This is a genomic window from bacterium, assembly GCA_037128595.1.
Taxonomy (GTDB): Bacteria; Verrucomicrobiota; Kiritimatiellia; order CAIKKV01; family CAITUY01; genus JAABPW01.
Window position 1 is genome coordinate 21,788 of record JBAXWB010000006.1, and the last position, 23,371, is coordinate 45,158.

At 57.3% G+C, this 23,371-nt stretch carries 24 protein-coding genes; 12 read left to right on the top strand and 12 right to left on the bottom strand.

Translation table 11 applies throughout. The features are described 5' to 3' along the window. Window positions 1-4 precede the first annotated feature (4 nt). The 5 genes from WCS52_04535 to WCS52_04555 form a co-directional block, all read right to left on the bottom strand. Window positions 5-277: a hypothetical protein gene (locus WCS52_04535; protein ID MEI6166439.1), complete on the bottom strand. Its 273-nt coding sequence runs from the start codon at window positions 275-277 to the stop codon at window positions 5-7. Then, entirely contained in the window at window positions 274-1,740 is a 1,467-nt protein-coding gene (locus WCS52_04540; protein ID MEI6166440.1) for an amino acid permease, read from the bottom strand. The genes WCS52_04535 and WCS52_04540 overlap by 4 nt, the downstream gene beginning before the upstream one ends. 79 nt (window positions 1,741-1,819) lie before the next feature. Then, window positions 1,820-2,743, bottom strand: coding sequence for a hypothetical protein (locus WCS52_04545; protein MEI6166441.1), 924 nt, complete (start codon window positions 2,741-2,743; stop codon window positions 1,820-1,822). A 35-nt stretch (window positions 2,744-2,778) separates the two neighbouring features. After that, a complete protein-coding gene (locus tag WCS52_04550; GenBank protein MEI6166442.1) occupies window positions 2,779-3,918 on the bottom strand; it encodes a DUF362 domain-containing protein in 1,140 nt (379 codons plus the stop codon). Window positions 3,919-4,123: 205 nt separating this feature from the next. After that, window positions 4,124-4,990 (bottom strand): AraC family transcriptional regulator, encoded by an 867-nt coding sequence (locus WCS52_04555; GenBank protein ID MEI6166443.1) that lies wholly within the window; start codon window positions 4,988-4,990, stop codon window positions 4,124-4,126. A gap of 125 nt (window positions 4,991-5,115) precedes the next feature. Between WCS52_04555 and deoC the strand changes: the two genes are divergently transcribed. After that, window positions 5,116-5,880 (top strand): deoxyribose-phosphate aldolase, encoded by a 765-nt coding sequence (deoC, locus tag WCS52_04560; protein MEI6166444.1) that lies wholly within the window; start codon window positions 5,116-5,118, stop codon window positions 5,878-5,880. Window positions 5,881-5,938: 58 nt separating this feature from the next. Here deoC and WCS52_04565 read toward each other — a convergent pair whose 3' ends face one another. The 4 genes from WCS52_04565 to WCS52_04580 all read right to left on the bottom strand — a co-directional run bounded on the left by WCS52_04565 (window position 5,939) and on the right by WCS52_04580 (window position 9,984). After that, the gene (locus WCS52_04565; protein ID MEI6166445.1) at window positions 5,939-6,886 is read right to left on the bottom strand and encodes a ketose-bisphosphate aldolase; all 948 of its coding nucleotides are present in this window, start codon (window positions 6,884-6,886) and stop codon (window positions 5,939-5,941) included. Window positions 6,887-6,988: 102 nt separating this feature from the next. Then, complete coding sequence (locus WCS52_04570; protein MEI6166446.1) at window positions 6,989-8,350, bottom strand: MATE family efflux transporter; 1,362 nt, start codon at window positions 8,348-8,350, stop codon at window positions 6,989-6,991. Next, complete coding sequence (locus tag WCS52_04575) at window positions 8,343-9,095, bottom strand: RNA methyltransferase (protein MEI6166447.1); 753 nt, start codon at window positions 9,093-9,095, stop codon at window positions 8,343-8,345. The genes WCS52_04570 and WCS52_04575 overlap by 8 nt, the downstream gene beginning before the upstream one ends. A gap of 52 nt (window positions 9,096-9,147) precedes the next feature. Further along, the gene (locus WCS52_04580) at window positions 9,148-9,984 is read right to left on the bottom strand and encodes a PTS sugar transporter subunit IIA (GenBank protein ID MEI6166448.1); all 837 of its coding nucleotides are present in this window, start codon (window positions 9,982-9,984) and stop codon (window positions 9,148-9,150) included. Between the two features lie 373 nt (window positions 9,985-10,357). Between WCS52_04580 and WCS52_04585 the strand changes: the two genes are divergently transcribed. From WCS52_04585 to WCS52_04615, 7 genes are all read left to right on the top strand, one after another. After that, entirely contained in the window at window positions 10,358-11,728 is a 1,371-nt protein-coding gene (locus WCS52_04585) for an ammonium transporter (protein ID MEI6166449.1), read from the top strand. Window positions 11,729-11,777: 49 nt separating this feature from the next. Continuing rightward, window positions 11,778-12,119: a P-II family nitrogen regulator gene (locus WCS52_04590; GenBank protein ID MEI6166450.1), complete on the top strand. Its 342-nt coding sequence runs from the start codon at window positions 11,778-11,780 to the stop codon at window positions 12,117-12,119. A gap of 89 nt (window positions 12,120-12,208) precedes the next feature. Beyond that, window positions 12,209-13,006, top strand: coding sequence for a hypothetical protein (locus WCS52_04595; protein MEI6166451.1), 798 nt, complete (start codon window positions 12,209-12,211; stop codon window positions 13,004-13,006). Between the two features lie 100 nt (window positions 13,007-13,106). Continuing rightward, window positions 13,107-14,825, top strand: a complete 1,719-nt coding sequence (locus WCS52_04600) for a carbohydrate binding domain-containing protein (GenBank protein ID MEI6166452.1) — start codon at window positions 13,107-13,109, stop codon at window positions 14,823-14,825. A 79-nt stretch (window positions 14,826-14,904) separates the two neighbouring features. After that, window positions 14,905-15,255 (top strand): cupin domain-containing protein, encoded by a 351-nt coding sequence (locus WCS52_04605; GenBank protein MEI6166453.1) that lies wholly within the window; start codon window positions 14,905-14,907, stop codon window positions 15,253-15,255. After that, window positions 15,248-16,414 (top strand): iron-containing alcohol dehydrogenase, encoded by a 1,167-nt coding sequence (locus tag WCS52_04610; protein ID MEI6166454.1) that lies wholly within the window; start codon window positions 15,248-15,250, stop codon window positions 16,412-16,414. Before WCS52_04605 ends, WCS52_04610 begins: the two co-directional genes overlap by 8 nt. Before the next feature lie 93 nt (window positions 16,415-16,507). Continuing rightward, on the top strand, window positions 16,508-16,882 hold the full coding sequence (locus tag WCS52_04615) for a hypothetical protein (protein ID MEI6166455.1): 375 nt from the start codon (window positions 16,508-16,510) through the stop codon (window positions 16,880-16,882). Window positions 16,883-16,936: 54 nt separating this feature from the next. On the opposite strand, the gene WCS52_04620 is transcribed toward WCS52_04615, so the two are convergent. Beyond that, complete coding sequence (locus WCS52_04620; GenBank protein MEI6166456.1) at window positions 16,937-17,569, bottom strand: hypothetical protein; 633 nt, start codon at window positions 17,567-17,569, stop codon at window positions 16,937-16,939. Between the two features lie 397 nt (window positions 17,570-17,966). Between WCS52_04620 and WCS52_04625 the strand changes: the two genes are divergently transcribed. The 3 genes from WCS52_04625 to WCS52_04635 all read left to right on the top strand — a co-directional run bounded on the left by WCS52_04625 (window position 17,967) and on the right by WCS52_04635 (window position 20,267). Then, complete coding sequence (locus WCS52_04625; GenBank protein MEI6166457.1) at window positions 17,967-18,578, top strand: DUF6088 family protein; 612 nt, start codon at window positions 17,967-17,969, stop codon at window positions 18,576-18,578. Then, on the top strand, window positions 18,578-18,787 hold the full coding sequence (locus WCS52_04630) for a hypothetical protein (protein MEI6166458.1): 210 nt from the start codon (window positions 18,578-18,580) through the stop codon (window positions 18,785-18,787). Before WCS52_04625 ends, WCS52_04630 begins: the two co-directional genes overlap by 1 nt. 871 nt (window positions 18,788-19,658) lie before the next feature. Next, the gene (locus WCS52_04635) at window positions 19,659-20,267 is read left to right on the top strand and encodes a PIN domain-containing protein (GenBank protein ID MEI6166459.1); all 609 of its coding nucleotides are present in this window, start codon (window positions 19,659-19,661) and stop codon (window positions 20,265-20,267) included. An 8-nt stretch (window positions 20,268-20,275) separates the two neighbouring features. Here WCS52_04635 and WCS52_04640 read toward each other — a convergent pair whose 3' ends face one another. Then, window positions 20,276-20,563 carry a hypothetical protein gene (locus WCS52_04640; GenBank protein ID MEI6166460.1) on the bottom strand — a complete coding sequence of 96 codons (288 nt, stop codon included), beginning with the start codon at window positions 20,561-20,563 and terminating at the stop codon, window positions 20,276-20,278. 312 nt (window positions 20,564-20,875) lie between these two features. Here WCS52_04640 and WCS52_04645 point away from each other — a divergent pair, with 312 nt between their 5' ends. Then, on the top strand, window positions 20,876-22,165 hold the full coding sequence (locus WCS52_04645) for a LacI family DNA-binding transcriptional regulator (GenBank protein MEI6166461.1): 1,290 nt from the start codon (window positions 20,876-20,878) through the stop codon (window positions 22,163-22,165). Between the two features lie 328 nt (window positions 22,166-22,493). Here the strand turns inward: WCS52_04645 and WCS52_04650 are convergent, their stop codons facing one another. After that, window positions 22,494-22,940, bottom strand: coding sequence for a hypothetical protein (locus WCS52_04650; GenBank protein MEI6166462.1), 447 nt, complete (start codon window positions 22,938-22,940; stop codon window positions 22,494-22,496). Window positions 22,941-23,371: the final 431 nt, after the last annotated feature.

Below are 23,371 nucleotides of genomic sequence, written 5' to 3' on the forward strand. Positions count from 1 at the left end.
ACAACTAAGGTTGCCTTGCTACCCACCGCCGGTGGAGTCGACCGCCCACAAACTGGCCCAGGAAAAAGGCGCCAATCAGCACGGGAAAAGTACTTAACTGCCAGCCCAGGTGGGACACCAGCCTGAGTGCGATCACCAAAGGCACAGGCAAATGGATCGCCAGTATCCAAGGCCATGAAAACTTTTTGACACTATCCCGCCAAAACCCGAACGGGATATTGATCACCCCTACGGCGACGGCAACCACCACAATCGTTGGCAGGGTTCCTACCGTCATATACTTGCTTTGGCCTGACGCAGCTGCAACTTGCTGTGCCGGTGCCCATAGGTGAAATAGATCAACAGCCCCAGCGCCATCCACAATACCAACCGGATCCAGGTATCCCTCGGCAACGCCACCATCTGGGCGCCGGTAAACACAATCCCCAGAATGGGAACCAGCGGCACCCAGGGAGTCCGGAAGGGACGGGGCAGTTCAGGCTTGGTCACCCGCATCACCCAGATCCCCCCGCACACCATGGCAAAGGCCAGTAGGGCCCCGATCGAAACCAACTCCCCGAGAAACCCGATCGGGAACAGGGCCGCCATCAGGAGCGACACCACTCCCGTGATCGTCGTGGCCAACCAGGGGGTTTTGAATCGGGGGTGAATGGCTGCGAAGGCGGCGGGCAGCAGGCCGTCTCGCGACATCGAGTAAAAAATCCGGGATTGCCCAAGCATCAGAACCAGAACCACTGAACTCAAGCCGGCAATCGCCCCCATCTTGACCCACGGGCGCAACCAGGCCAAGGCCGGGCCCGCCGCATCAATGCCAACCGCGATCGGATGCGGCACATTCAACTGCTTATAGGGAACCAACCCCGTCAGCACCACTGCCACCGCCACATACAGCACGGCACAAACGACCAGCGAAACCATAATCCCCACCGGGACATCCCGCTGAGGCCGTCGCGCCTCCTGCGCGGCCGTCGAAACGGCGTCAAATCCGATATAGGCAAAGAACACCACTGCGGACCCCCTCATCACCCCGCTCCACCCATATTCACCAAAGATTCCGGTATTCGCCGGAATGAAGGGGGTCAGATTCTCGAGTTTGACGTAGTGCATTCCCAGGAAAATAAACAGCAGAATCACCGTGACCTTGATGATCACAATGACATTATTGAAGTTCGCCGACTCTCTGATGCCGATCACCAGAAGCGCCGTCACCACCGCGATAATCAACACGGCCGGCAAGTTGAACCAGGCCCCCGTCAAGTGGAGCCCCGCCTGTGGTGTATAGGAAAAGGGCGCATTACATAAGGCCGCCGGAAGCGTCACCCCGCAATCATTAAGAAAACTCACCACATAGCCGGACCAGCCTACCGCCACCGTGGAGGCACCAAAGAGATATTCCAGAATCAAATCCCAGCCGATGATCCAGGCAAAGACCTCGCCTAGCGTGGCATAGGAATAGGTATAGGCGCTGCCCGCCACCGGGATCATGGACGCAAACTCACTGTAACAGAGGGCGGCAAAGGCACAGGCCAAACCTGAGATCACAAATGACAACGCGATGGACGGTCCCGCATAATTGGCGGCAGCCTGCCCGGTCAGCACAAAAATACCGGCCCCGATCACCCCGCCAATTCCTAGCAATGTCAAATGCCATGACCCCAGCACCCGCGGCATCTGATGCTCCGCATTCTCCACATCACTGATAATTTGCGCCTGCGACTTGGTTTTAAAAATGGTTCTCATCGTTTATTCCTTTTCACCGGCGCCGACAGAGCGGCGCCCTCCATTGAAATCTAAATGGAGGGTTTTGCTCCGTCAAAACCTATTCCCGGTGGTCACTCGGTGTCGCCTCCACCGGTTCCAATACCCATCGTTTGTTGTACCAGAACCACTGCTCAGGCTTTTCCATGATCGCTTCCGACACAATATCCATGACCTTCTGACTCATCTGCTGGATATCCGTATCCTTGTCTAGCGACGGATCAGACCATACCGGGGGATAGATATGCGCCACATGTTTCGCCCACCCCACCCGCGTGACAATGACTGGAAAAATCGGCACATTGGCATGGCGCGCGAACATGGCCATCCCGCCTCCGATATTGGCTTCCTTCCCGAGAAACCGGACTTTGACCGCCTCGGTTCTCATCCTCACATCCGGCAGAATCGCCAGCATCTGGCCTGTCTTCAGGCGCCGGATGATATCCTTCAGGGTTGAGGCCCCGCGCATGAGAATGGGCATCCCTGATTTTTCCCGGGTGCTGTTTAAATAGTAATCGAACAGGGGATTCCGCTGTTTACCGGCGACAGAGAAAAAAGGGACCCCGCGCAGCGTCATGGCCCGTCCGGGAAGCTCCCAGGCCCCCATATGCGGCAGGGCAAAAACGCCCCCCTGTCCGGTTTTGTGATGCTCCAACATCAGGCTGATCGGCTGTTCATAATCTGAAATTTTATCCAGTTGCGCCTGGGTGATGAACGGGGTCCGCATGATGTCCACCGCCGTGAACATCACATTACGCAGGGATAACCAGGCAATCCTCCGCCTTTCGCGAGGCGTAAAGCGGTCTCCAAAGACCTCCCGGATGCGCCGGTCCGCTTCGGCCCGCCGGAACCGCACGACATGGAATCCCAGCCAGGCCCATTTCCAGCCCACCAACAAGGCCATCCGATAGGGCAGCACATTCACAAGCCAGGCCATGGCCTTCAGGAACCCGTATTCGATGATATGTTTGACGCGATATTTCATTTACTGCCCTCTGCCAACTGCCTTCTGTCCTCTGCTCACTGCTTTCGTCCTGCGGTAAATTTTCTGGCAAACCTGAAAAACGGACTCGGCTGCATCTCAATGGCATGAACCGGGCACATTTCGTGACAGCAACAGCAGGCAATGCATTTGGCCGGTGTCAGCAACGGTTGCTGACCGGGCAAGATCGTCAGGGCTTCGGATGGACAGGCCTTCACGCATTTCCCGCAGAACACACAGTTGGGCAGAAACCGCGGCCGATGCCAGATATACGGTTCCACCCAGCGGATCAGCCAGCGGGGCACATATTGAATCGGCACCGTTGAGGGCCGCCGATAGGCCCGTGGGGCCAGGGCCTGGATCGCCACATCCCCGCCCACCGCGATCTGACCCCAATCCTGCAGGCCAAGCCCCGCCTGCCGTGCCAACTCGAGATGAACCACATTGCGGGGCTCAAGCCCCAGGGTCCGGCAGAGGACCACATCCAGCGCGACGGCATCCGCCGAGGCGCCCAGAAAGCCAAGCCGGATCGGCAGCCCCGCAGAGGGACCATTCCCCTCCATGCCCACCACCCCGTCTGCCACCGACAACACCGGTCTGACCTGGCGATAAATGGCCACCAGCAGGCGGGCAAAGTCCTGAGGATAAGGATAGCGCTTGTGGAACGCCGTCTTCTGAAGGCCCGGCACGGTTCCATAGAGGTTTTTCATAGCCCCGGTCAGCCCCGTCAGAACATGTGTTTTCACCTTGGGTACGGTAATAATGGCATCCGCTTCCAGCACCGGCGTGGCAATCGTGAAGTGAATCCCATTCTCCTCGAAACTCCGGGAGCCCGCCTTTTCCAGATTCACCAGCGGCACCTGTTCCTGATGGCACACCGCCTCGATGCCGGTCCGCTCCCAGACCCGCCGCAAATCAGCAATGATGGCAGGACTGTCCGCGACCCACGGGGTGGCCCCGGCGGACTTGACCAGCCGGATCAGGGCCCGAACCACCTCGGGGTGGGTGGTCACCGCATCATCCGGGGTGTGGTCCGAAAGGAGATTCGGCTTAATCAGCACCGACTGACCCGGCTTCACAAACTGCCCCATCCCCCCCAGCCCGTCCATCAGGCGCGACAAGGCGTCCGGTACAGAAGCATAATCGGGGCAGTTAACCAAATTTACAGACTGGCGCATGGGACAGGAAGGTACCCTGTCGGGAGGCTGCGCTCAAGAGCAAAGGAACCCCCGTTCTGAAAGGGCGCATATGAACTCAGCAGGGGGCCGAAAACACTTCATAATCGTAATATCCTGCCCCAAAGAGGATTACGATTAAGATTACGATTACGAAAAACTCCCGGGGAGTTCATCCGCGCCCCTGCCCCCGCGAAGAAGAAAAGCGTCATTCCCATTCATTTCGATGGTAGACGACGTCGGAGGGCGGATACCCCAGAGTTCTGCGGAAGGCTCTGGAAAAATGGTAGGGATTGGCGAAACCAAGGGCTTCACTGACTTCGCTCACCCGCATCTGCTGATAGCGCAACATGGCCACGGCACGGCTGACTTTCATCCCGAGCAATAGACGTGCGGGAGAGGCTCCGAAAAGCTTGCGGCATTGGTTGGTGAGTTGACGGGGACTCACTTTTAATTCGGCCGCGAGTGCGGGCAGGCTCTCGTGCTGCTCCAGGTGGCGATTAAACAGATCCGTGATTTCTTCCCTGCGGGCTTCATCGATCGGAATGGAACGATATTCAGGGCTGAGCGCCTCGACCGGAAGAAAGCGGACCCACCGCCAGAAAAGCGCGGACATCAGGCCATCCTGCACTTTGGCGCCATAGGGTCGGCCCTCCGTTGACTCATGCTGGATCTCATCAATCAGCTTGAGGTCCCCCGTTAAGGGCCCTTGTGAGATTTGATGGTGCGGACTCACCTGAGATGCAAAAAGAGCCGGAACCGGTCCTCCCTGGGGGTTTGTCAGGCGAAAGTGAAGGACGGCGTGACGTTGGCCCTTGCACAGGTGGTCCTGGTGACGGTCTCCCGGCTTCACCAGAAGGGTCTGGCCCCGTTGAATCCGGAGGTCCTCCCCATTGAGGAGACAGCGGTAAGTGCCGGCCTCGACCACAATGGCTTCATATCCGTCATGCCGGTGCAGTGGATACTCGTAGTGCGACATCATGCGGAGGCGATGAAAATCCTCGAAGCCCACCTGAATGCCGAGTGGCGAGTCCGGGGCAGGCACCCGTCGAAAGCGGATTTTTTGAAGTTCCATAATACTCCTAAGGATATCTTATTAGATAATATTGCGTAAAGTTATAATATTCTGATTTCCTAAATAGATATTTAATTGCCGGTACAGGCATGGTGTTTCAACTTAGGATGGGATAGGGTGTGTACATGAAAACAACCCTACCTCCTGTAGCTGAGCTGGCGAAAATGATTGATCATTCCCTGTTGCACCCGACCATGACCGACGCGGATCTGAAGGCGGGATGTGAATTGGCGGCACGCTATGCCGTCGCGACCGTCTGCATCAAACCCTATGCCATTTCAATGGCCAGGGATTTGCTGAACGGAAGCGGTGTGAAGGTGTGTGCGGTCATCGGGTTTCCTCATGGCAATTCAACCACGGGGATAAAAGTGATTGAGGCGGAGAGCGCCGTTCTGGCGGGAGCACCGGAAATCGACATGGTCGTCAACATCGGGAAGGTGCTGGGTGGCGATTGGGCCTATGTTTCGCGCGAAATCCACCTGATCAACGAAGCCGTGATGGCTCATCAGGGAATTCTCAAGGTGATCTTTGAAAACGACTATTTGAAGAACGACCATATCATCCGCCTTTGCGAAATCTGCTCGGATCACAAGGTGGCTTTCGTAAAAACCTCCTCTGGCTACGGCTTTATCAAGCAGGCTAATGGGGATTACAACTACAAGGGGGCGACGGAGGAACACCTCAAGCTCATGCGGAAACATAGCGCTCCGGAGGTGCAGATCAAGGCGGCCGGCGGCGTGCGCACGCTCGATGATTTGATCAAGGTCCGCGAATTCGGGGTGACCCGCGTCGGGGCGACCGCCACCGCCGCGATGATCAATGAAGCCCGGAAGCGGCACGGCATGGCCCCCGTTGAGGCGTGTGCCACGCCCTCATCCGCTGGATATTAATTCGACAAAAAAAGGCGTCCGGGGTAACCCGGACGCCTTTTGAATCAGCGGAAATCGCTTACTTCACCAGCTTGCGAACTTCGTCGAGCTGCCCGGCACTGCCAAGCTTCTCGTTCTTCGCGGCGATGAACTTCGCGTATTCCTTCATGAAGACCTTGCCCGGAGGACGAAGGTCGAAGTTCTTGGGATCATTCTTGAACGCCTCGCGGTGGACGCGGCACCAGACCAGGCGGCCATCCGTATCAATATTGATCTTGGTCACACCGAGCTGCGCGGCGCGCTTGAACTCATCCGCGTTGACACCCTTGGCGCCACTGATCTGGCCACCAGCGGCGTTGATACGGGCGACTTCGTCCTGCGGCACCGAGCTGGAGCCGTGCATGACGAGAGGGAAGCCCTGCAACCGCTTCTGGATCTCGGACAACACGTCGAAATGCAGCCCCTGTGAGCCACTGAACTTGAACGCGCCGTGACTGGTACCAATGGCGCAGGCCAGGCTGTCACAACCGCTCTTCTGGACAAACTCTTCCGCCTGGGCGGGATTCGTCAACTTGGCATCAGCCTCGGCCACCGAGACGTGCTCTTCCACGCCGCCAAGTTTTCCGAGTTCGGCTTCAACGGAAATGCCCTTGGCATGCGCCGCATCCACCACGCGCTTGGTGATTTCGATGTTCTTCTCGAATGACTCCGCGCTGGCGTCAATCATGACCGAGCTGTAGAACCCGCTCTTGATACAGTCCATACAGGTCGCTTCGTCACCGTGATCCAGATGCACGGCAAAAATCGCGGACGGGAAGATTTCATCCGCCGCACGGATCATGGCTTCCAGCATCGCCTTGTTGGTATATTCACGGGCCCCCTTGGACAACTGGATGATAAAGGGCGCCTTGCTGTCAATACAGCCATTGAACAAGCCCATCGTCTGTTCCAAATTGTTGATATTGTATGCACCAATGGCATATTTGCCATAGGCATGCTTGAATAACTGCTTTGTCGATACGATCATGATTTTCTCCTTAAATGAAGCCTTACGGCTTGTTGAAAGGTCATATACTTTACGGAGGAACCGCCTCACGTCAATACTAATTGTTAAAGAATAAACGCGAAATCACACCTGTTTATGTTTCCAGCGGCCGGTCATAAACCAGGCCGTGACCATCAGGCCATTGACCATGATGGCGAGGCCGACGGACCACCAGATGCCGTCGGTCGGCGAGGCCATGTGGCGTGCGAGGAAAAGGGCCAGGGGAATCTGCACGCCCCAGAGGCCCACAATCGTCGCCACCATGGGCGCCACCGTATCCCCGGCCCCCTGCAACGCACGCCCCAGCACGATCGAGAGCGCCGCGAAAATATGGAAGAACGAGGCGATCCGGAGATAACTGGCCCCCTCCTGCACGACTTGCGGTGCCGCATCAAATAACCGGATCAGTGGCGCGGCAAAGACGGTCAGCCCGATGGCCAGCACCAGCATGATGACGGCATCCAGGCCGGTGGCCATCCAGGCCACCCGCTGGGCCCGGTCCGGCCGACCGGCCCCCAGATTCTGACCCACGATCGCCCCCGCCGCATTCCCCAATACAAAGGCCGGCATCAGGGCCATCATATGGAACCGGACGCCAATACCGTAGGCCGCCACCGCGACCGTCCCATACTTGGCCACAATCCACATCAAGGCCACGCTCATCAGGCTGCGGGATAACATCTGGCCCGAACTGGGGATGCCGACTTTCATGATGCGCCAGATCGGCTCGAACCGCAGACGCCAGACGGCCCGCCCCACCTTCACCCCGCTTTTACCCCGGGCCAGAGCATGCAGCACGATGACCATGGCCACGCTTTGAGCCAGCACCATGGCCAGCGCCGCCCCCTCAACCCCCAACCGCGGCATGCCCAGCAGGCCAAAGATAAAAATGGGATCCAGCACCAGATTGAGCACCGTCGCCAAAACCATGGCATACATCGGGATGACGGTATTCCCTGACGCCTGGAGAATACTGTTGCCAATAAAGAGAATAAACACGGTGAAGCAACCGAGGAATGAAATGCCCAGATACTGGGTACCTAGCCGGGCGACTTCGCCGGTCGCCCCCTGCCAGCGGCACAGATCCCCCGCCCAATACCAGCCGACCACGCCGGCAATAACCCCGCAAATCAGCGCGGCCAGCAGGGATTGCCCCCCCACCTCCGCCGCTTCCTCCGGGTTCCCCGCGCCCACACTCCGCGAAACAATTGCCATCGTCCCGGTGGACAAGCCCATGACCACGGGAAACAGCATCATCAGCAGGGTGCCGCTCATCGCCAACGCCGCGACGGATTCAGAGCCTAACCGTCCCACCCAGAACAGGCCGATAACGCTCTGAAGATTCTGCAGGGTCGTGCTGACGAACATCGGCCAGGCCAGCCCCATCAGGCCTTTCCACACCGAACCGGTCGTCAGGGAAGGGGCCGGGGATGAGGACTCACTCATGGCCGGGCGATCCCGTCGGGCCAATCCCGCCGCCTTGCCGCGCCTTCCAGAGCGTCTGCCGGGCAATGCCCATAAGAATATTCACATCATCAGTGGTCAGCGGGGAACGCGAAAAGATCCGGCGCACCCCCAGCATCATGTGATCCGCCTTCTGATCATTCATGAACCCCACCTCCATCAACATGTCGCGCCACATCCGGAACATGTGCTCGCGGGTCGTGGTGGAACATTCGGGCGATTTTTCAGCAGGGGGCTCAAAGGTGCCGGAGGCCACGTACAGTTCGTAACAGCAGATCAAAACCGCTTGAGAGAGATTCAGCGAGGGATATTCGGGCGAGGTGGGAATCTGGATGAGGTTGGTGCAGATGGCCAGCTCCTCGTTGGTCAGGCCCCAGTTCTCGCGACCGAACACCAACGCCACCTTATTGACCGTCGCCGAGGCCAGAATATCAGGAGCCCATTCCCGCGGGGTTCTGACATGCTGCCGGTAAAGCCCGGGACGGACGGTGGTCCCCATCACCAGCCCGCAGTCGCCCACCGCCTCCTCCAGCGTGGCCACCACGTTCCGCTTCTCCAGAATGTCACCCGCCGCCACCGCCATCATCCTGGCTTCAGTGTAGTCAAGGGTTTCGGCCGGCGCGACCAATGTCAGTTCCGACAGCCCCGTATTTGCCATGGCCCGGCACACCGAGCCCACATTCCCACCATACAAGGGGCCCACTAACACAATTTTGATGTTGGCCATAGGGAGTAGCTCAAGTAGTCAGGATTCAGGATTCAGAATCCTGAATCCTGGATTACTGCACCGTCTTCTTGGTCAGCTTGATCAGCGACTTCCACAGTTTCTCGGGAGTTTCCTCGGCGCTCAGGACCTTGCGGGCATCGGCATCCGTGAAGGTTTCCGCCAAGCCGGCCAGCAACTTCAGGTAAAACGCGCTGGCCGCGGTGGGAATGACCATGAAAAAGATGATCTTGGTCAGCGTCTTGTCATTTTCGTCAAACTTGATGCCCTTGGGACTGATCCCGAGGCCCAAGGTAAGACCGCCGCCTTCAACACCACGGACATGGGGAAAAGCGAGCGAATGCTCCAGGGCCGTACTGACAATGGTTTCCCGTTTGAGCGCCGATTCGACAAGTTTGTCTGCCGCATCCACTACACCGACTTCCTGCATCTTCTGGGCGAGTTCACGGATCGCCTCATCACGCGTCGTAGCCGCCATGCGGGGAATCATGAGCGCAGGCGAAGAGAACCGGGCGATCCCCACCTTGCGGGGTTCGGTATGCTTGGCCGCCTTGCCGACATTCCGCGGCAACCCCTCCTGGAAATACAGGAGACGTGTACAGATGGGGCACACCTGTAACTGATCCGACACCTTGACCTGCTGCACATGACTGGTGGGCAACCGCATGCCGCACGCGTTGCAGGCCCCATTGGTCATGGGCGCAATGATGATCGAGTCGCGCTTCTGCATGCGCAACACCAAGGCCTGGATTTCAGGCGACAGCTGCGAGGTGAGGTCATTGATGGCCGCCGTGAGTTCATCCAACCGGTGCCCGCCCCGGTGGGCCTTCTGTTCAGCGCGAATTAAAGAAAGTTCCTGTAACTGGATTAAATGATTAATTTTTGGATGCATATCAAACGAGAGTCCTTTTACATATCGATGCAACGCTTGCAAAACACGTGAGCATTATGAGCTGTATTAGCGCATGTGTCAATGAAATGAATGGATATGGCGGACTGGCTGCGGCTGCGGCATGGCTGCGGATGGCGATAAATCCAACAAAGATACTTTTTTGCATCTTTATTGATTTTGAATACAATTTTGTAGTTTAAATATATCGCCGAACACTTGTGTATTTTTTTATTTTACGCCATAAGCGATTAACCTATAGAAAGTTACGCATATAAACCCTCCCATCAACCGCGACTTGGCACGGATCATGGTAATAAACATTGGCACAACGGAACTTGATTTTGAAACAACAACAAGAGAAAGAGGAATACACGTGAAAAGGTCAGGATGGATAGCAGGGATGATGGGAATGGGAATCGCATTGGCGGGCGCCTTGCCCGCTCTGGCGGAAGAAGCCGCCACAACGGTAGCTGCTGCGGTGACGGCCACTCCGGTGGCGGCCGCGTCGGCGGTAAATACAGGCGACACCGCCTGGGTACTGGTAAGCACGGCCTTGGTCATGCTGATGACCATCCCGGGCCTGGCCTTGTTCTACGGGGGCCTGGTTCGCAAAAAGAATGTGCTCTCGGTTTTGATGCAATGCTTTTTCCTGATGTGCGCGGTGAGCTTGCAATGGGTGATCTTCGGTTACAGCTTGTCTTTCGGGCCCGACATCAACGGGTGGATCGGTAATCTGGACTGGGCATTCCTGAAGAACGTGGGGCTGGAACCGAACGCCGACTATGCCGGCACGATTCCGCATCAAGCCTTCATGATCTTCCAAATGATGTTTGCCGTGATCACGCCCGGCCTCATTATTGGCGCCTTTGCGGAACGCATGAAGTTCTCGGCCTTTGTGGTGTTCATGCTGCTCTGGTCCACGATCGTCTATGATCCCGTCTGTCACTGGGTCTGGGGTATGGGCGGTTTTGTCCGCAAGATGGGTGCGCTGGATTTTGCTGGCGGTACCGTGGTTCATATCAACGCGGGTGTGGCGGCCCTGGTCGCGGCCCTGGTGCTGGGACGGCGTTTGGGTTACCCCCACAAGCTCTCCCCTCCCCATAACCTGCCGTTTGCAGTCATGGGCGCGGCCCTGCTGTGGTTCGGCTGGTACGGGTTCAATGCCGGAAGCGCCCTGGGCGCAAACGGGTTGGCGACCAACGCCTTTGTGGTGACGCATGTGGCCACCGCTGTTGCAGGTCTGTCATGGGCGATCATGGATGTGGTGTTTAACCGCCGCATGACCGTACTCGGACTGATCTCAGGTGCCGTTGCTGGACTGGTGGCCATTACCCCGGCCGCTGGATTCGTCACCGTCGGCGGAGCCATCGGGATCGGCTTGGGCGCAGGCGTGATCTGCTACCTGTTCGTCAGCTTCGTGAAAGAGAAGCTGGGTTATGACGACGCCCTGGATGCCTTCGGCGTACACTGCGTAGGCGGAATCTGGGGAGCACTGGCAACGGGTCTGTGGGCAACCACCGCCGTTAACAGCGCGGGCGCGAACGGTCTGTTCTACGGGAACCCCGCTCAGTTCATCATCCAGCTCAAGGCGGTGGCGATCACAGTGGCCTATTCAGGCGTGGTCAGCTTCGTCCTGCTGAAACTGGTTGACCTGGTGATCGGCCTGCGGGCGACGGAACAATCCGAGCGCATCGGCCTGGATCTGACCGACCATCGCGAAACCGGTTACACCATGCTCGACTAAGAAAGCAACATAACAGCGATTAGTGAATGACGAAATTAAGGAAAAAATTATGAAATACATCATAGCAGTGATTCAACCCGATCGGATGGATGAAGTCCTCGAGCGGTTAACCGACAAGAAAATCGACCTGGTCACGGTCACCAGCGTCATGGGGCGCGGTCGCCAGGGCGGTATCGCCCAGGTCTACCGCAGCCATAAAGAGGCGGGGACCCTCCTGAAGAAGATGAAACTCGAGATTGCCGTGAACGACGAGTTCGTCAAGCCGGCCATCGAGGCCATCACCGGCGGTGCACGGACCGGGGAAGTCGGGGACGGCAAGATCTTTGTCCTCGAGATGTCCGAATGTATCCGCATCCGGACCGGTGAAACGGGAGGCGCAGCGATCGGGTAAATAACTATTAGACCGCGGGTGGCGGCTCCAAAAGAAAAGCCGCCACCCCGACAAAAAACGTATAAACAAAAAAGAAAAGAGAAAATATCATGAATAAAGTATTACGAGGAATGATGGCAGGGGTTCTCTGTGCGGGATCAGCAACGCTCGTTCTGGCAACCCCCTCTACACAAATCTGGATTCCCTCAACGGATATTCAGCCTTATAATGTCTGGCATCTGGGACTGGATAATTATGTGCGGGCCACGGATAAGAGTCATTTTGTTGAAGGGCAACGTGACCCGAACATTTTCGATGCCGGGCTCACGGTGGGTGTGCTCCCCTTTGACGCCGTGAAGGCGGAAGTGGGCGCCGACTACCTGGTGAATGGAACATCCTACGACAGCGATCCGTTCTACTTCAATGCCAAGGTGGGGACGCCGGAAGGGACGCTCTACACCAACTCCGTCGGCCTAAATTCGCCCTCTATCGCAGTGGGTGGCTTCGGCTTCGGAACTAAAAAGAGCGGAGCAACCCGTACCGATCAGAACATCGTTTACGGCGAAGTAGGACAGACCATTCCCGCCTTCGGGGCCATCCCCTCCCTGGGCCGGTTCTCGGTCGGTTACTATTCAGGGAACAAGGAGGTGCTGCTGGGCAAGGACGGGGGCGCCGCCAATGACGGGATCCTGGCCTCTTGGGATCGCACCATGAGCGAGATCTCGGATAAACTGTGGGTCGCCGTTGACTATATGGGTGGCGGAAACTTCAACAGCGGCCTCAGTTTCGGAGCGGCCTGGGCGTTCTCCAAAAACGTATCTGTAATCTTGGGATACGACAAATGGGCTGAACCTTCCCTCGCGGGCGCCGACACGTACACCGCACAGCTGGACATCAACTTCCCTTGAGTTGACTGCCTCGCTGGAACAGGCCGCCCCCGGAAAGGGCGGCCTGTTTTTTTTGCTTTGATATTTGTTTTTATCAGCCAGCGGCGTAGGATGAGTTCATATGAAAATGAGTCACTCATTCCTCGCTAGCCTGATGGCGCTCACTTTGCTCGCCACGGAATCACACGGGGCTCCTGCCGCGCCCCTTCCCCACAGTTGGCTTTACCTGCAGACGGGCTTGCTTCCAGAAAAACACATGGCTGAAACCATGGCGTTGCTGCAGCGGATTGCCGCCGAGGGTTATACCGGCGTGGTATTCAATGATTTCAAATTCATGCGCTGGGATTCTGTCCCGGATATCTACCGGAAGCATTGGCAAGAGCTGCATGACACCTGCCTCCGGCTGAAGCTCGATCTGGTGGCTGCGGTCATGCCCATGGGCTATTCCAACAGCCTCCTCAGCCGCGATCCGAACCTGGCCGAGGGGCTGCCGGTACAAGGTGCCCCCTTCATCGTCCGCAACGGAACCCTGGTCCCGGACGAACGTATCGATTTCCGTAATGGTAGCTTTGAGACGTTTCATGCCAACACCCCGGAGGGCTGGAAATTCACCGACGAGCCCGGCTCGATTTCATTCAGGGATACGAATGTCTTTCACGAAGGGCACGCCTCACTCCGCATGCAGGAGGTGGCCAAATTCGATCCTAAACACCGGCACGCCCGGGTCTGCCAGACCCTGCACCTTCAGCCGTTCCACGCCTACCATGTGTCCGTAGCCGTCAAAACACGCGACTGGGTCGCAGACGATACCCGTGTCATGGTCCTAGGCGAAAAAGGACAAACCCTGAATTTTCAAACTCCCGTGTTCGAGCGGACTCAGGATTGGAAAACCGTCGACATCACCTTTAATACCCTGGACTCCTCTACGGTGACCCTCTATCTGGGTACCTGGGCGGGGGAAAGCGGCACCATCTGGTGGGACGATGTCCGGATTGAGCCGGCCGGATTCATGAATGTACTCCGGCGGCAAGGGGCCCCGCTACAGCTCTCCAGTGCGGATGGCACCGTGAGATATCAGGAAGGGCGCGATATGGAACCCGTATGCGACCCGCTGATGGGAATGGATCCCTGGGCAGGCGACTACAGTTCGTGGCATGCCAGACCGGTCGTTCGCCTTCTCCCCGGCGGAACCCTCAAGGAGGGACAGCGGGTCCAGGCCGACTATTACCACGCCGCCATCATTTATGATGGCCAGGTCCCCTGCTGCATGAGCGAACCCAAGGTCTACGAGATCCTGACCGAGCACATCAAGCAGGTGCGTGATGCGGTTCACCCGGATGGCTATATGATGATGCATGATGAAATCCGGATTCAAGGCTGGGATGACTCCTGCAAACGGCAAGGAGGCGAACCCGCCCGGATTCTTGGAAACAACGTCCGCCATTGCGTCGAGATCATCAAGGCGGCCGATCCCGGGAAGCCCCTTTTCATCTGGTCCGACATGTTTGATCCCACCCACAACGCCCGCAAGACGGGTGCCTATTACCTGGTGAAGGGGGAGGGTCCCTGGTATGGCGCCTGGCAGGATCTCCCCGCCGAAGTGACGGTGGTGAGCTGGCAAATGGACCCCAAAACCCGGCGCCAGTCGCTGGAACATTTTGCCCGGCTCGGCCACAAACAAATCCTGGCCGGCTATTACGATGGCGATCCCAAAATGATTGCCGCCTGGCTCAAAGACACCAGCGGGCTTCAAGGGGTGGACGGCGTGATGTACACCACCTGGCAAAGTAATTTCAAGCACACCCGGGAGTTCGTGGACAGCGCCATCCAGTCACCGTAATGCCCTCTTGGAACCCTGCATTCGAATCTTGCCGTTCACTCCTCAAAATGGCAGGGTTGAAACTCATAGGGAGAGCACCATGATTCGAAAATTTGCAGAGAGAACAGTAGAGAGCCGGCCCGCCATGAGAGGGGGGGCAGGAACGGTAACGATCCGTCACTATTTTCAAAAAGAGGAAATTACGGCTAAAACGCGGCTCTGCGCCGCCCTGACCATTCCCCCCGGCGCGAGCATCGGCCCGCATCAGCACGAGGGCGAGGATGAGGTCTATATCGTCACCAGGGGGACCGGATTGCTGGATGACGGAAAAACCCAAACCCCCGTCACGGTCGGGGACGCGATCCTGACGGGAAATGGAGAATCTCACTCCATCTCAAACACCGGCGTGACCGATCTTGAAATCATTGCCGTCATTATGTGCTATGCCTGAGCGCCCACCCATCTTGCCCAACACCCTGGTATTTCCTGAAAAGACCCTTACAGGGCGTGGCATGCGATTCTTGTTATTCCAGGAATGCCGCCGCTTCGGCTTGCGCGGACTGGTCGTCCATGGCGCCGCCCTGGAACATCAGGGAGGGCTGTCCGCCCTGCTCGCCAAAAGTCCAGACGACATGGTCATCCAGACCCTCCGCCATCAGGGCGACGAACCCACCCTGCAGCAGGTTGCCGCGCTGATCCAAATGGCCCAGGCCCATCAGGCCCACTGGATCGCAGGCATCGGAGGAGGCAGCATTATGGATCTGGCGAAGGCGGCCGCCGCCCTGGCAGGGGCCCCTCACCCACCCGCCTATTATCATGACGGCGGCCCGATCCCGGAGACTGGCCTGACGTTCATTGCCATCCCCACCACGGCGGGAACAGGCGCCGAAGCCACCCTCAACTCAGTACTGACCAATGAGATCAGTGGCACCAAGAAATCCATCCGCGCGGCAGGCATGATGGCCCGCATCGTGATCCTGGATCCGGATTTGCTGGCGTCCTGCCCCAAGGCCGTGATCGCCGCTTCAGGGATGGATGCCTTGACCCAGGCCATCGAGGCCTATACCAGCCGCCATGCCACGTGGTTGAGCGACGCGCTCGCCCTGGAGGCGACCACCCTGATCGCCACCCATCTCGAACCGGTGTACCAGAATGCCGCCTCCCCGGATGCCGAGCCGCTGCTGGTCGGAAGCTATCTGGCCGGAGTGGCACTCTCCTTTGCCCGCCTTGGCGTCGTGCATGGCATGGCCCATCCGCTCGGCTCACTCTATCACCTGCCCCACGGCGTGGTCTGTGCCGCCTGCCTGCCCTATGCCATTGAGCTTAACCGCGCCGCCTATGCCTCCAAGTATGACACCTTGAGTTCAGTCCTGAACGGGGATCTGCTGGAAAGTATCTTGACTCTCAAGAAGCGGCTCCAGATGACCTCCCCGTTCCGGGCGCGCCCCCTGCGTGAAGCCGACCTCATTATCCGGGAGACACTGGCCTCCGGTTCGACCCTGGCCAACCCCAAACTCATCACCCGTACGGATGTCGAGTGGATGCTGGAACGGATTTTCAGTGATGACTCCACGAGATCTCCGAGAATCTTCCCAAACGAAAGCCTATGACCCGAACCCGCTTTGCGTTATAGTTTTTCCGCGCCGAGAAGATAACGCCAGCGGATACGTAGCGCGCCAGGAGATAAAATGACAGGAGATACCATGAAGCAATTGATCAGATTAACCGGGGGGATACTGACACTCCTCCTGATCACCTCTTGCTCCACCCCCATCCTGAAGTCAGGTACCTCGAGTCTGGCAATCCATATTCTGCCTGAGCCAAATAATCAATGGCAAACGGCTAAGATTTTCCTGAATGGACAATGCGTAGAAACGGCGTTTCCAGATGACAACCTGAAAACATTTGATCTGGCCCCGGGGAAATACGACGTAAAGATTGTCACCCCTGGCTACCAGACGTGCACTGAAAGCGTGTCGCTGATTGACGGCCGGAAACAACAATATATTGAATTCCGCCCGAAAAAGGGGAGGGACGAATCCCTCAACGCGGCCATTGATCGATTCTTCAGTAAATAGCCAAGGAGTCGGTGACCCGGAAATATCCAGAAGCCCGAGGGACGGGTCCCGGGACTATTTCGAGCGGAGGCGAACGCCGCAATCCATGAAGTAAACCGTAAGGGTACGACCATCCCTATGGAAGGACTCCGGAATGGTGGTGAATGGGCCTGGAATTGATGAGGGGGCCAAACCGGCCGGATTATCCAGAATCCAGCCACAGTCCAGAACCGTTTTGAGGCACTGGCGGTAGTGTTCAAGGGTTACGTGATTCACCACGACATTACACAGCCAAGGGCCTTCAGTGGGAAGGATGTCCCCTTTAAAATAGGCCTGCGGCCAAAGCTGGCGCAGTTTCTGGATCTCGGGACGCTCTTCACGTTGCACGACGGGTTTCGGGGGCAGATCTGATTGATGGGTTAGGTCATAGGGCAGGCAGATTGTGTCGACGACTGCGGAGAGCGCACCATCGCCAATACAGAGGGGAATTGCAATGGGCGAAATGAACACCATGAAAGGCCAGGTTTCGCGATCGAAAAGCCCCTTAGCGAAGGTCACTGTCAACCCGCCATCGACCCGGGTGCCAGCATAGAGTCCCTCGGTTTCTTTCCCGGTAATCGCCCCTGTTCGGACTGAATAGGATGCGCAACCGGTGGCGATAATGAAGCACACACAGGCCAGCGCCAGGTTAACAAGTCCAAGTTTCATCTGTCTCATCGCTAACCTCGCTGCCCTGTTGATTCAGGAAGTGGCCTCGCCACATCCAGCCCTACCCCTCCTTCAGATAACGCGAGGCCCTAGGCATAATCCGAATGACTCTGCCACATTCAATCGCTAGCTTAAAGCTTATTTTAGCTAGTAGTTATGTGGCTTTAAGCCTGAATTTGCCCAGAGAGGCGATAAAGGAGCTGAAACGCATGCCCGCGCCGTCAGAGGAGGCCGGAGCGGCATGGGCGAAGATGCGCGACCGGGTTGTAACATTAATGCGGAAAGTTAAGGAGATGGTTGAACCTCAGACAGTCGAGGTGATTTACGTAGCGGAAAATGAGGCTTGCGTTTGTAAGAAGAAATAGGCATTTTTTCTTACAGAAATCAGGTTACAGACATGCATCAAAGCATTGAAAACAATGTGGTTAGCAGGATTTACGGCAATGGGAGGGGTTGGGCCTTTTCCCAAACCGATTTCAATGGTCTTGGCACACGCAGTGCCATCGACGTCGCCCTATATCGTCTTTTGGAACGGGGGACCATCCGCCGAGTGATCCGGGGGATCTACGACTATCCGAAATACAGTGAAGCGTTGTCGCGTGAACTGAGTCCAGATATAGATCAGGTGGCGCGCGCGCTGGCACGGAAATTCGGCTGGCGCATCCAGGCAACAGGCCCCGCTGCACTCAATCTGCTTGGATTGTCCACCCAGGTGCAGGGGCGTATCACCTACCTCTCTGACGGACCGGACCGGACTTATACCGTGGTAAATCAGGAACTTGGCTTCGAGCACACGGTTCTCAAGGAAGCCGGCTTCAAGTGGCGGGAGAGTTCCTTGTTGGTCCAGGCGTTAAAAACACTTGGGCCAGACAGAATCAACGCAGACACTGTGCTGAAGCTGCGCCGAATCTTTGATGCCGCGATGAGGGGGAAGATTTTGAAGGACACGCGGACAGCGAGCGGCTGGATCCATGATACGATTCTACGCATCTGCCAGGAGGAAATCTGATGGATCGCATTGCCACATGGCCTGCAAGAGACCGCGCGGATCTGATGCGTGAAGCTGGCGCGATGAAAAGGATGCCGCCGGAGCATGTGATGAAGGCGGTCGTGCGGGATTACGACGGAATGCGCCTCATGATCTACGGGGAACGTCCGGATTTCGATGAGATCATGACCGGATTGAAGGCACTCGAAACGAAAATCAATGCGCTCTGATCCCGTTGACCGGTGGGCATTGCAACACTGAGCGCGTCCGAAACCCGTCACAAACCCTTCAAACCCGCCACGAGTTCCCCTGCCGGGTGTTTCGAATTTAGACGCACTGCGTCTATAATTGAACAAGGATCACAGGAATGACCTATGAATTCGCTTCCCCAAGCCTGAACGTATTCCGTTTAGCGCTATTTTTTTGAGTCTCATGCAATACACTCAAGCGTACTTGCGTCTCATGAAGTGGCGTTTCACGAGACGCAAAGAGGGGATGGCTCATAATTGGCTCAAACGGCTCATTTGGCAATGGTGCGGCCAGCGATCTGGCGCAAGATGTTCTCTCCAGTATATGCGGGCGTATTTCAAAAGTTTCAATTTAGGGACGCAGTGCGTACCGAATTGAGTTGGACGCACTACCTCGCATTATTGCGCACGGCAGACGCCGCCCGCTAAACTGGACATTAACCGGACAAACAGGACATCGGCGGATTTCCAACTGTTAAAGCGGGTTGATTAATTTGGTATTCTTCCCTCCATGAAAACCACTCAAATAACGAATACTGTGCAGCATGTTGGGAACGACAATAACTGGACAACCTTTAGAGGAGGAAATGTGCCCGCACGAGCGGCGGCTGCTTACCTGGGCGTCACCCTTCGGGAGCTCAAAGGCCTCCGAGCCCGGCGGGCGATCGCCTTCTACCGCATCGGGCATCGCACTGTGACTTACAACCTAAGGGAACTCGAAGCGTTCCTGAAAAAGTGTCGAGTGGCACCTGCGGGTGAGGCAATCGGAGCAGGGTGGAATTTGCAATGAACGCCTGATTGAAATCAGCCATCGCCTGTGCCAGACTGTCGCCATTCTTGGGGAGAGAGGCACATGGCGAAAACCAACTACGTCCTGATCGACTACGAAAACGTCCAGCCGAAGGAGCTCACGCTCCTCAATGATGGATCATTCAAGGTCAAAGTGTTCGTTGGCCCGAATCAGGGGAAGATCCCGCTCGGCCTCGCCATGGCACTCCAAGAGTTGGGCGGCAATGCCGAGTATGTACTGCTCGAAACGGCTGGGCGGAACGCGCTCGACTTCCATATCGCCTACTACATCGGCGCGCTGTCGGTCCAGGATCCATCTGCGGGATTCCACATCATCTCGAAGGACTCCGGGTTCGATGCGCTGATCAAACATCTTGCGGGGAAAGGCATCGTGGTGAGCCGATCAGCCGGCATCGCCAGCATTGCCCGCCCGACCCCACAACCGGCTCTCGACACCCAGGTTCAGACCGCCGTCAAAGATCTGATTCGACGAGCCGAAACCAGGCCGCGGACAATGAAGACGCTCCGCAGCACATTACATGCACTATTCCGGAAACAGCTTTCCGAACAGGAACTGACAGCCCTTCTGGATGCTTTATGCAAGGAAGGCATGGTAAAGATCGACGGCCTGAAGGTGGCATATGATTTGCCGGGCAAGGTTGAAAAGACGTAATTTGTAATTCACAGTCTGACCCCGGCCACGGCAAAGATCACACCATCCGTAAAGTATCGCACCCGACAGCGCAGCAGCTCATTTATCGGTAATTTCCCCTTCAGCGCCACAACCTGCTCGACCGTATCCATGCTGAAGCCTGGCCGTATCGGTCTCCCCGCCGCCGTCACGCCTCGCGTTTCCCCTTTGATATAAAGTAATTGACGGTAACGCCCGGCCAGCTCGCTCCAGACGCCAGGCTCCCCTAACCGGTCAAAATCTAGTAGAAAATACCGCAGTTGGTCTTTCCTAGACACCTATGCCGCCGGGACGTCGGCATCCACCAAATCTGCAAGCCGGCGAACTACCGGAAACGGGGCGGCTGGGGACACCTATTTTATTCTGCTACCGCCGGCACGGCGGTTACTACAAAAGGACAAGTGGCAATCTGATGACCGCCCGGTGAATTGTTGGGTTGCTAGGGAGAAAACCGAAGGCCCGCGTATACGTATACTGGCGGGCCTTTGTCGTTGGCGACAGGCCGATTACGGAAGCCTTCAGGGACAAACAAACTATTCGCAAAATCATCGGCTTGACTATTTGCGCAATACGTTTTATCAGTATTGCGCATGAATGATTATGTTTCGCTTGATCGCATTGCGCAGGCTGCTGGGGTTGCCGTTTCAACGGTTTCACGGGTGCTTTCGGGCAGGGGTAATTTATGTAGAATCACACCCGAAACCCAGAGGCGAGTCCAGATGGTGGCTCAGCAACTGGGGTATCGGCGGGCGGCAAATGTACGGTTTACCAAGATGGCCAAACCCGCCATGGCTCCAGTTTTGTCTGCAACTCCGGCAACGAGGGAAATCGGCCTGGTGATTTCCAGGAATAGCCCCACCGCCACCTTGTCCCTCATCCCGGACTTAGAGCCGGTCCTTGCTGGAGGCGGTCTGAAACTGGTCGTGGTGACACTCCCCACCGAAGCCGGGGCGGGGCGTCAGCGTATCGCCAGATTGATCCAGGAGTGCGTGGGGATCATTTGCTGTCCGAGTGTCTATACGCCTGTCTCGACGGCCATCGCCAATCAACGCCCGGTCTTTGTTCTCTGGCAAGGCGCAGGGGGAGCGATGATGAAGGCGCTCGGCCTCTCGTCAAATGTCACGCCGGTGGAAGCCGACCCAGCGTCCACACCGGCCTCTGAGCCGCCTCCCGTCGTGACGCCACCGCCCGTGGCCGAACCGCCACCCGCGCCGGTGACACCGCCTTCGGAGCCACCCCCGGCCTTGCAGCCCAGCATCACACCCGAACCGCCTCCTGAACCGGTGGCAGAGGTCACGCCGGTGGAAGCCGACCCAGCGTCCTCACCGGCCTCTGAGCCGCCTCCCGTCGTGACGCCGCCTCCGATGACCGAACCGCCACCCTTGCCGGTGACACCGCCTTCGGAGCCGCCCCCGGCCTTGCAACCCAGTGTCACACCAGAGCCGCCTCCGGAGCCCGTGGCAGAGGTTACGCCGGTGGAAGCCGAGCCGGTGTCCGCGCCGGTCTTCGTGCCGCCTCCCGTCGTGACGCCACCGCCCATGGCCGAACCGCCAACCGCGCCGGTGACGGAACCGCCGTCGGTCTTGCAACCCAGTGTCACACCAGAACCGTCTCTGGAACCCGTGGCGGAGGTTACGCCGGTGGATGCCGAGCCGGTGTCCGCGCCGGCCGTCGTTCCGCCTCCTGTCGTGACGCCACCCCCGATAGCCGAACCACCCCCCGCGCCGGTGGTACCGCCTGCGGAACCGCCGCCGGTCTTGCAACCCATTGTCACACCAGAACCGGCTCCGGAACCCGTGGCGGAGGTTACGCCGGTGGAAGCCGAGCCGGTGTCCGCGCCGGCCGTCGTTCCGCCTCCGGAGCAAAGCCCTCTGGGATAGATAATCTATCCTCAATCATGAGCTCCAAATGCCGCCGGGACGGCGGCATCCACCTCGGAAAGTGAGTCTGAATACGGCGAATGGAGGTCTGCGCAATACGCTTTATCAGTATTGCGCAATGTGAAAATGGGCTCACCAAGCTCAGGGCAGTTGATTTGGAGTGCGGCGGCTTGACGCCGCTTTCCCACAGCCTGGCTCGACAGGTTGTTGCCTTGTGCAGAGAGGCTGGACTGATCGAAGAACGGCGCGTCAAGCCGCGCCGATGAAAAGCGGCGTCGAGCCGCCGCACCCCAAAATAAACAACTCCAGGTATAACTCACCGAATCAGTTAGGTCATCCGCTCGATCGACGCCCGTTTGGCCTCGTAGGCTTTCCCTAGGCCGAGGGCGATCGCTTCATCGCACAAGGCCAGCGCCTGCTCGAACTCCCCACCGTCAATCGCCAAAGCGATTCCCCGCTCGAACAGCCGGATAGAGAGGAGGTAGGCACGGAAGGCAGACGGCATCTCATTCTGGGCCACCGGCAGATACCCCACCGCCGTAGTGGCCGCCACGCAGCAGGCTTCACCGTCCCCACATTGAAAGGCGTCCTCGGCCATCAGGTCGAACAGGAAGAACTTCACGGCATTCGGGATCGAGTTGGCCTGCCCGACGAAGTTAAGCAGGTACTTCCGCGCTTTCTCCGGGCCGTAGAATAAAGCCTCCTGATGCCCCGCCATGAGGTCGGCCAGTATCTCGTCAGGCGTCTTGCGTATCGGATCTTTTCGGTTGGACATAGCGGCAGGGTGCCAAAGAATGGAGGCGAACGCAAGGGCGGTGGCATTGAGCTAATCGGTCATATACCTCCAGCCCAGCTCCTTTCACCCCCCTCTGCCTACCCCCATAAGAAACATTTACATTATCGGGCGGTAAATGGACGGCACCCCCTGATAGCGGTATAATTCAGGTAATGGGAGACAGAAAATAAGTGAGAAAGAGTCTCCCAGAGAACGAGCGGCATCAGGTAGGCAAATCACAGATGCCGCTCTTATCATTTGAGTCCTACCCTACCCATAAATTGCCTTATTCATTGAGAAATGATGGGACTGTTTCAAGACGTTAAACTTATCAGCCGAACATTCTCTTCCACTGCACTTGACGAATTTGCACTAATAACGCAAACGCAGTCTCCAAGAGTTGCAGTCAATCAGTCAAAAGGAGGAAGCCG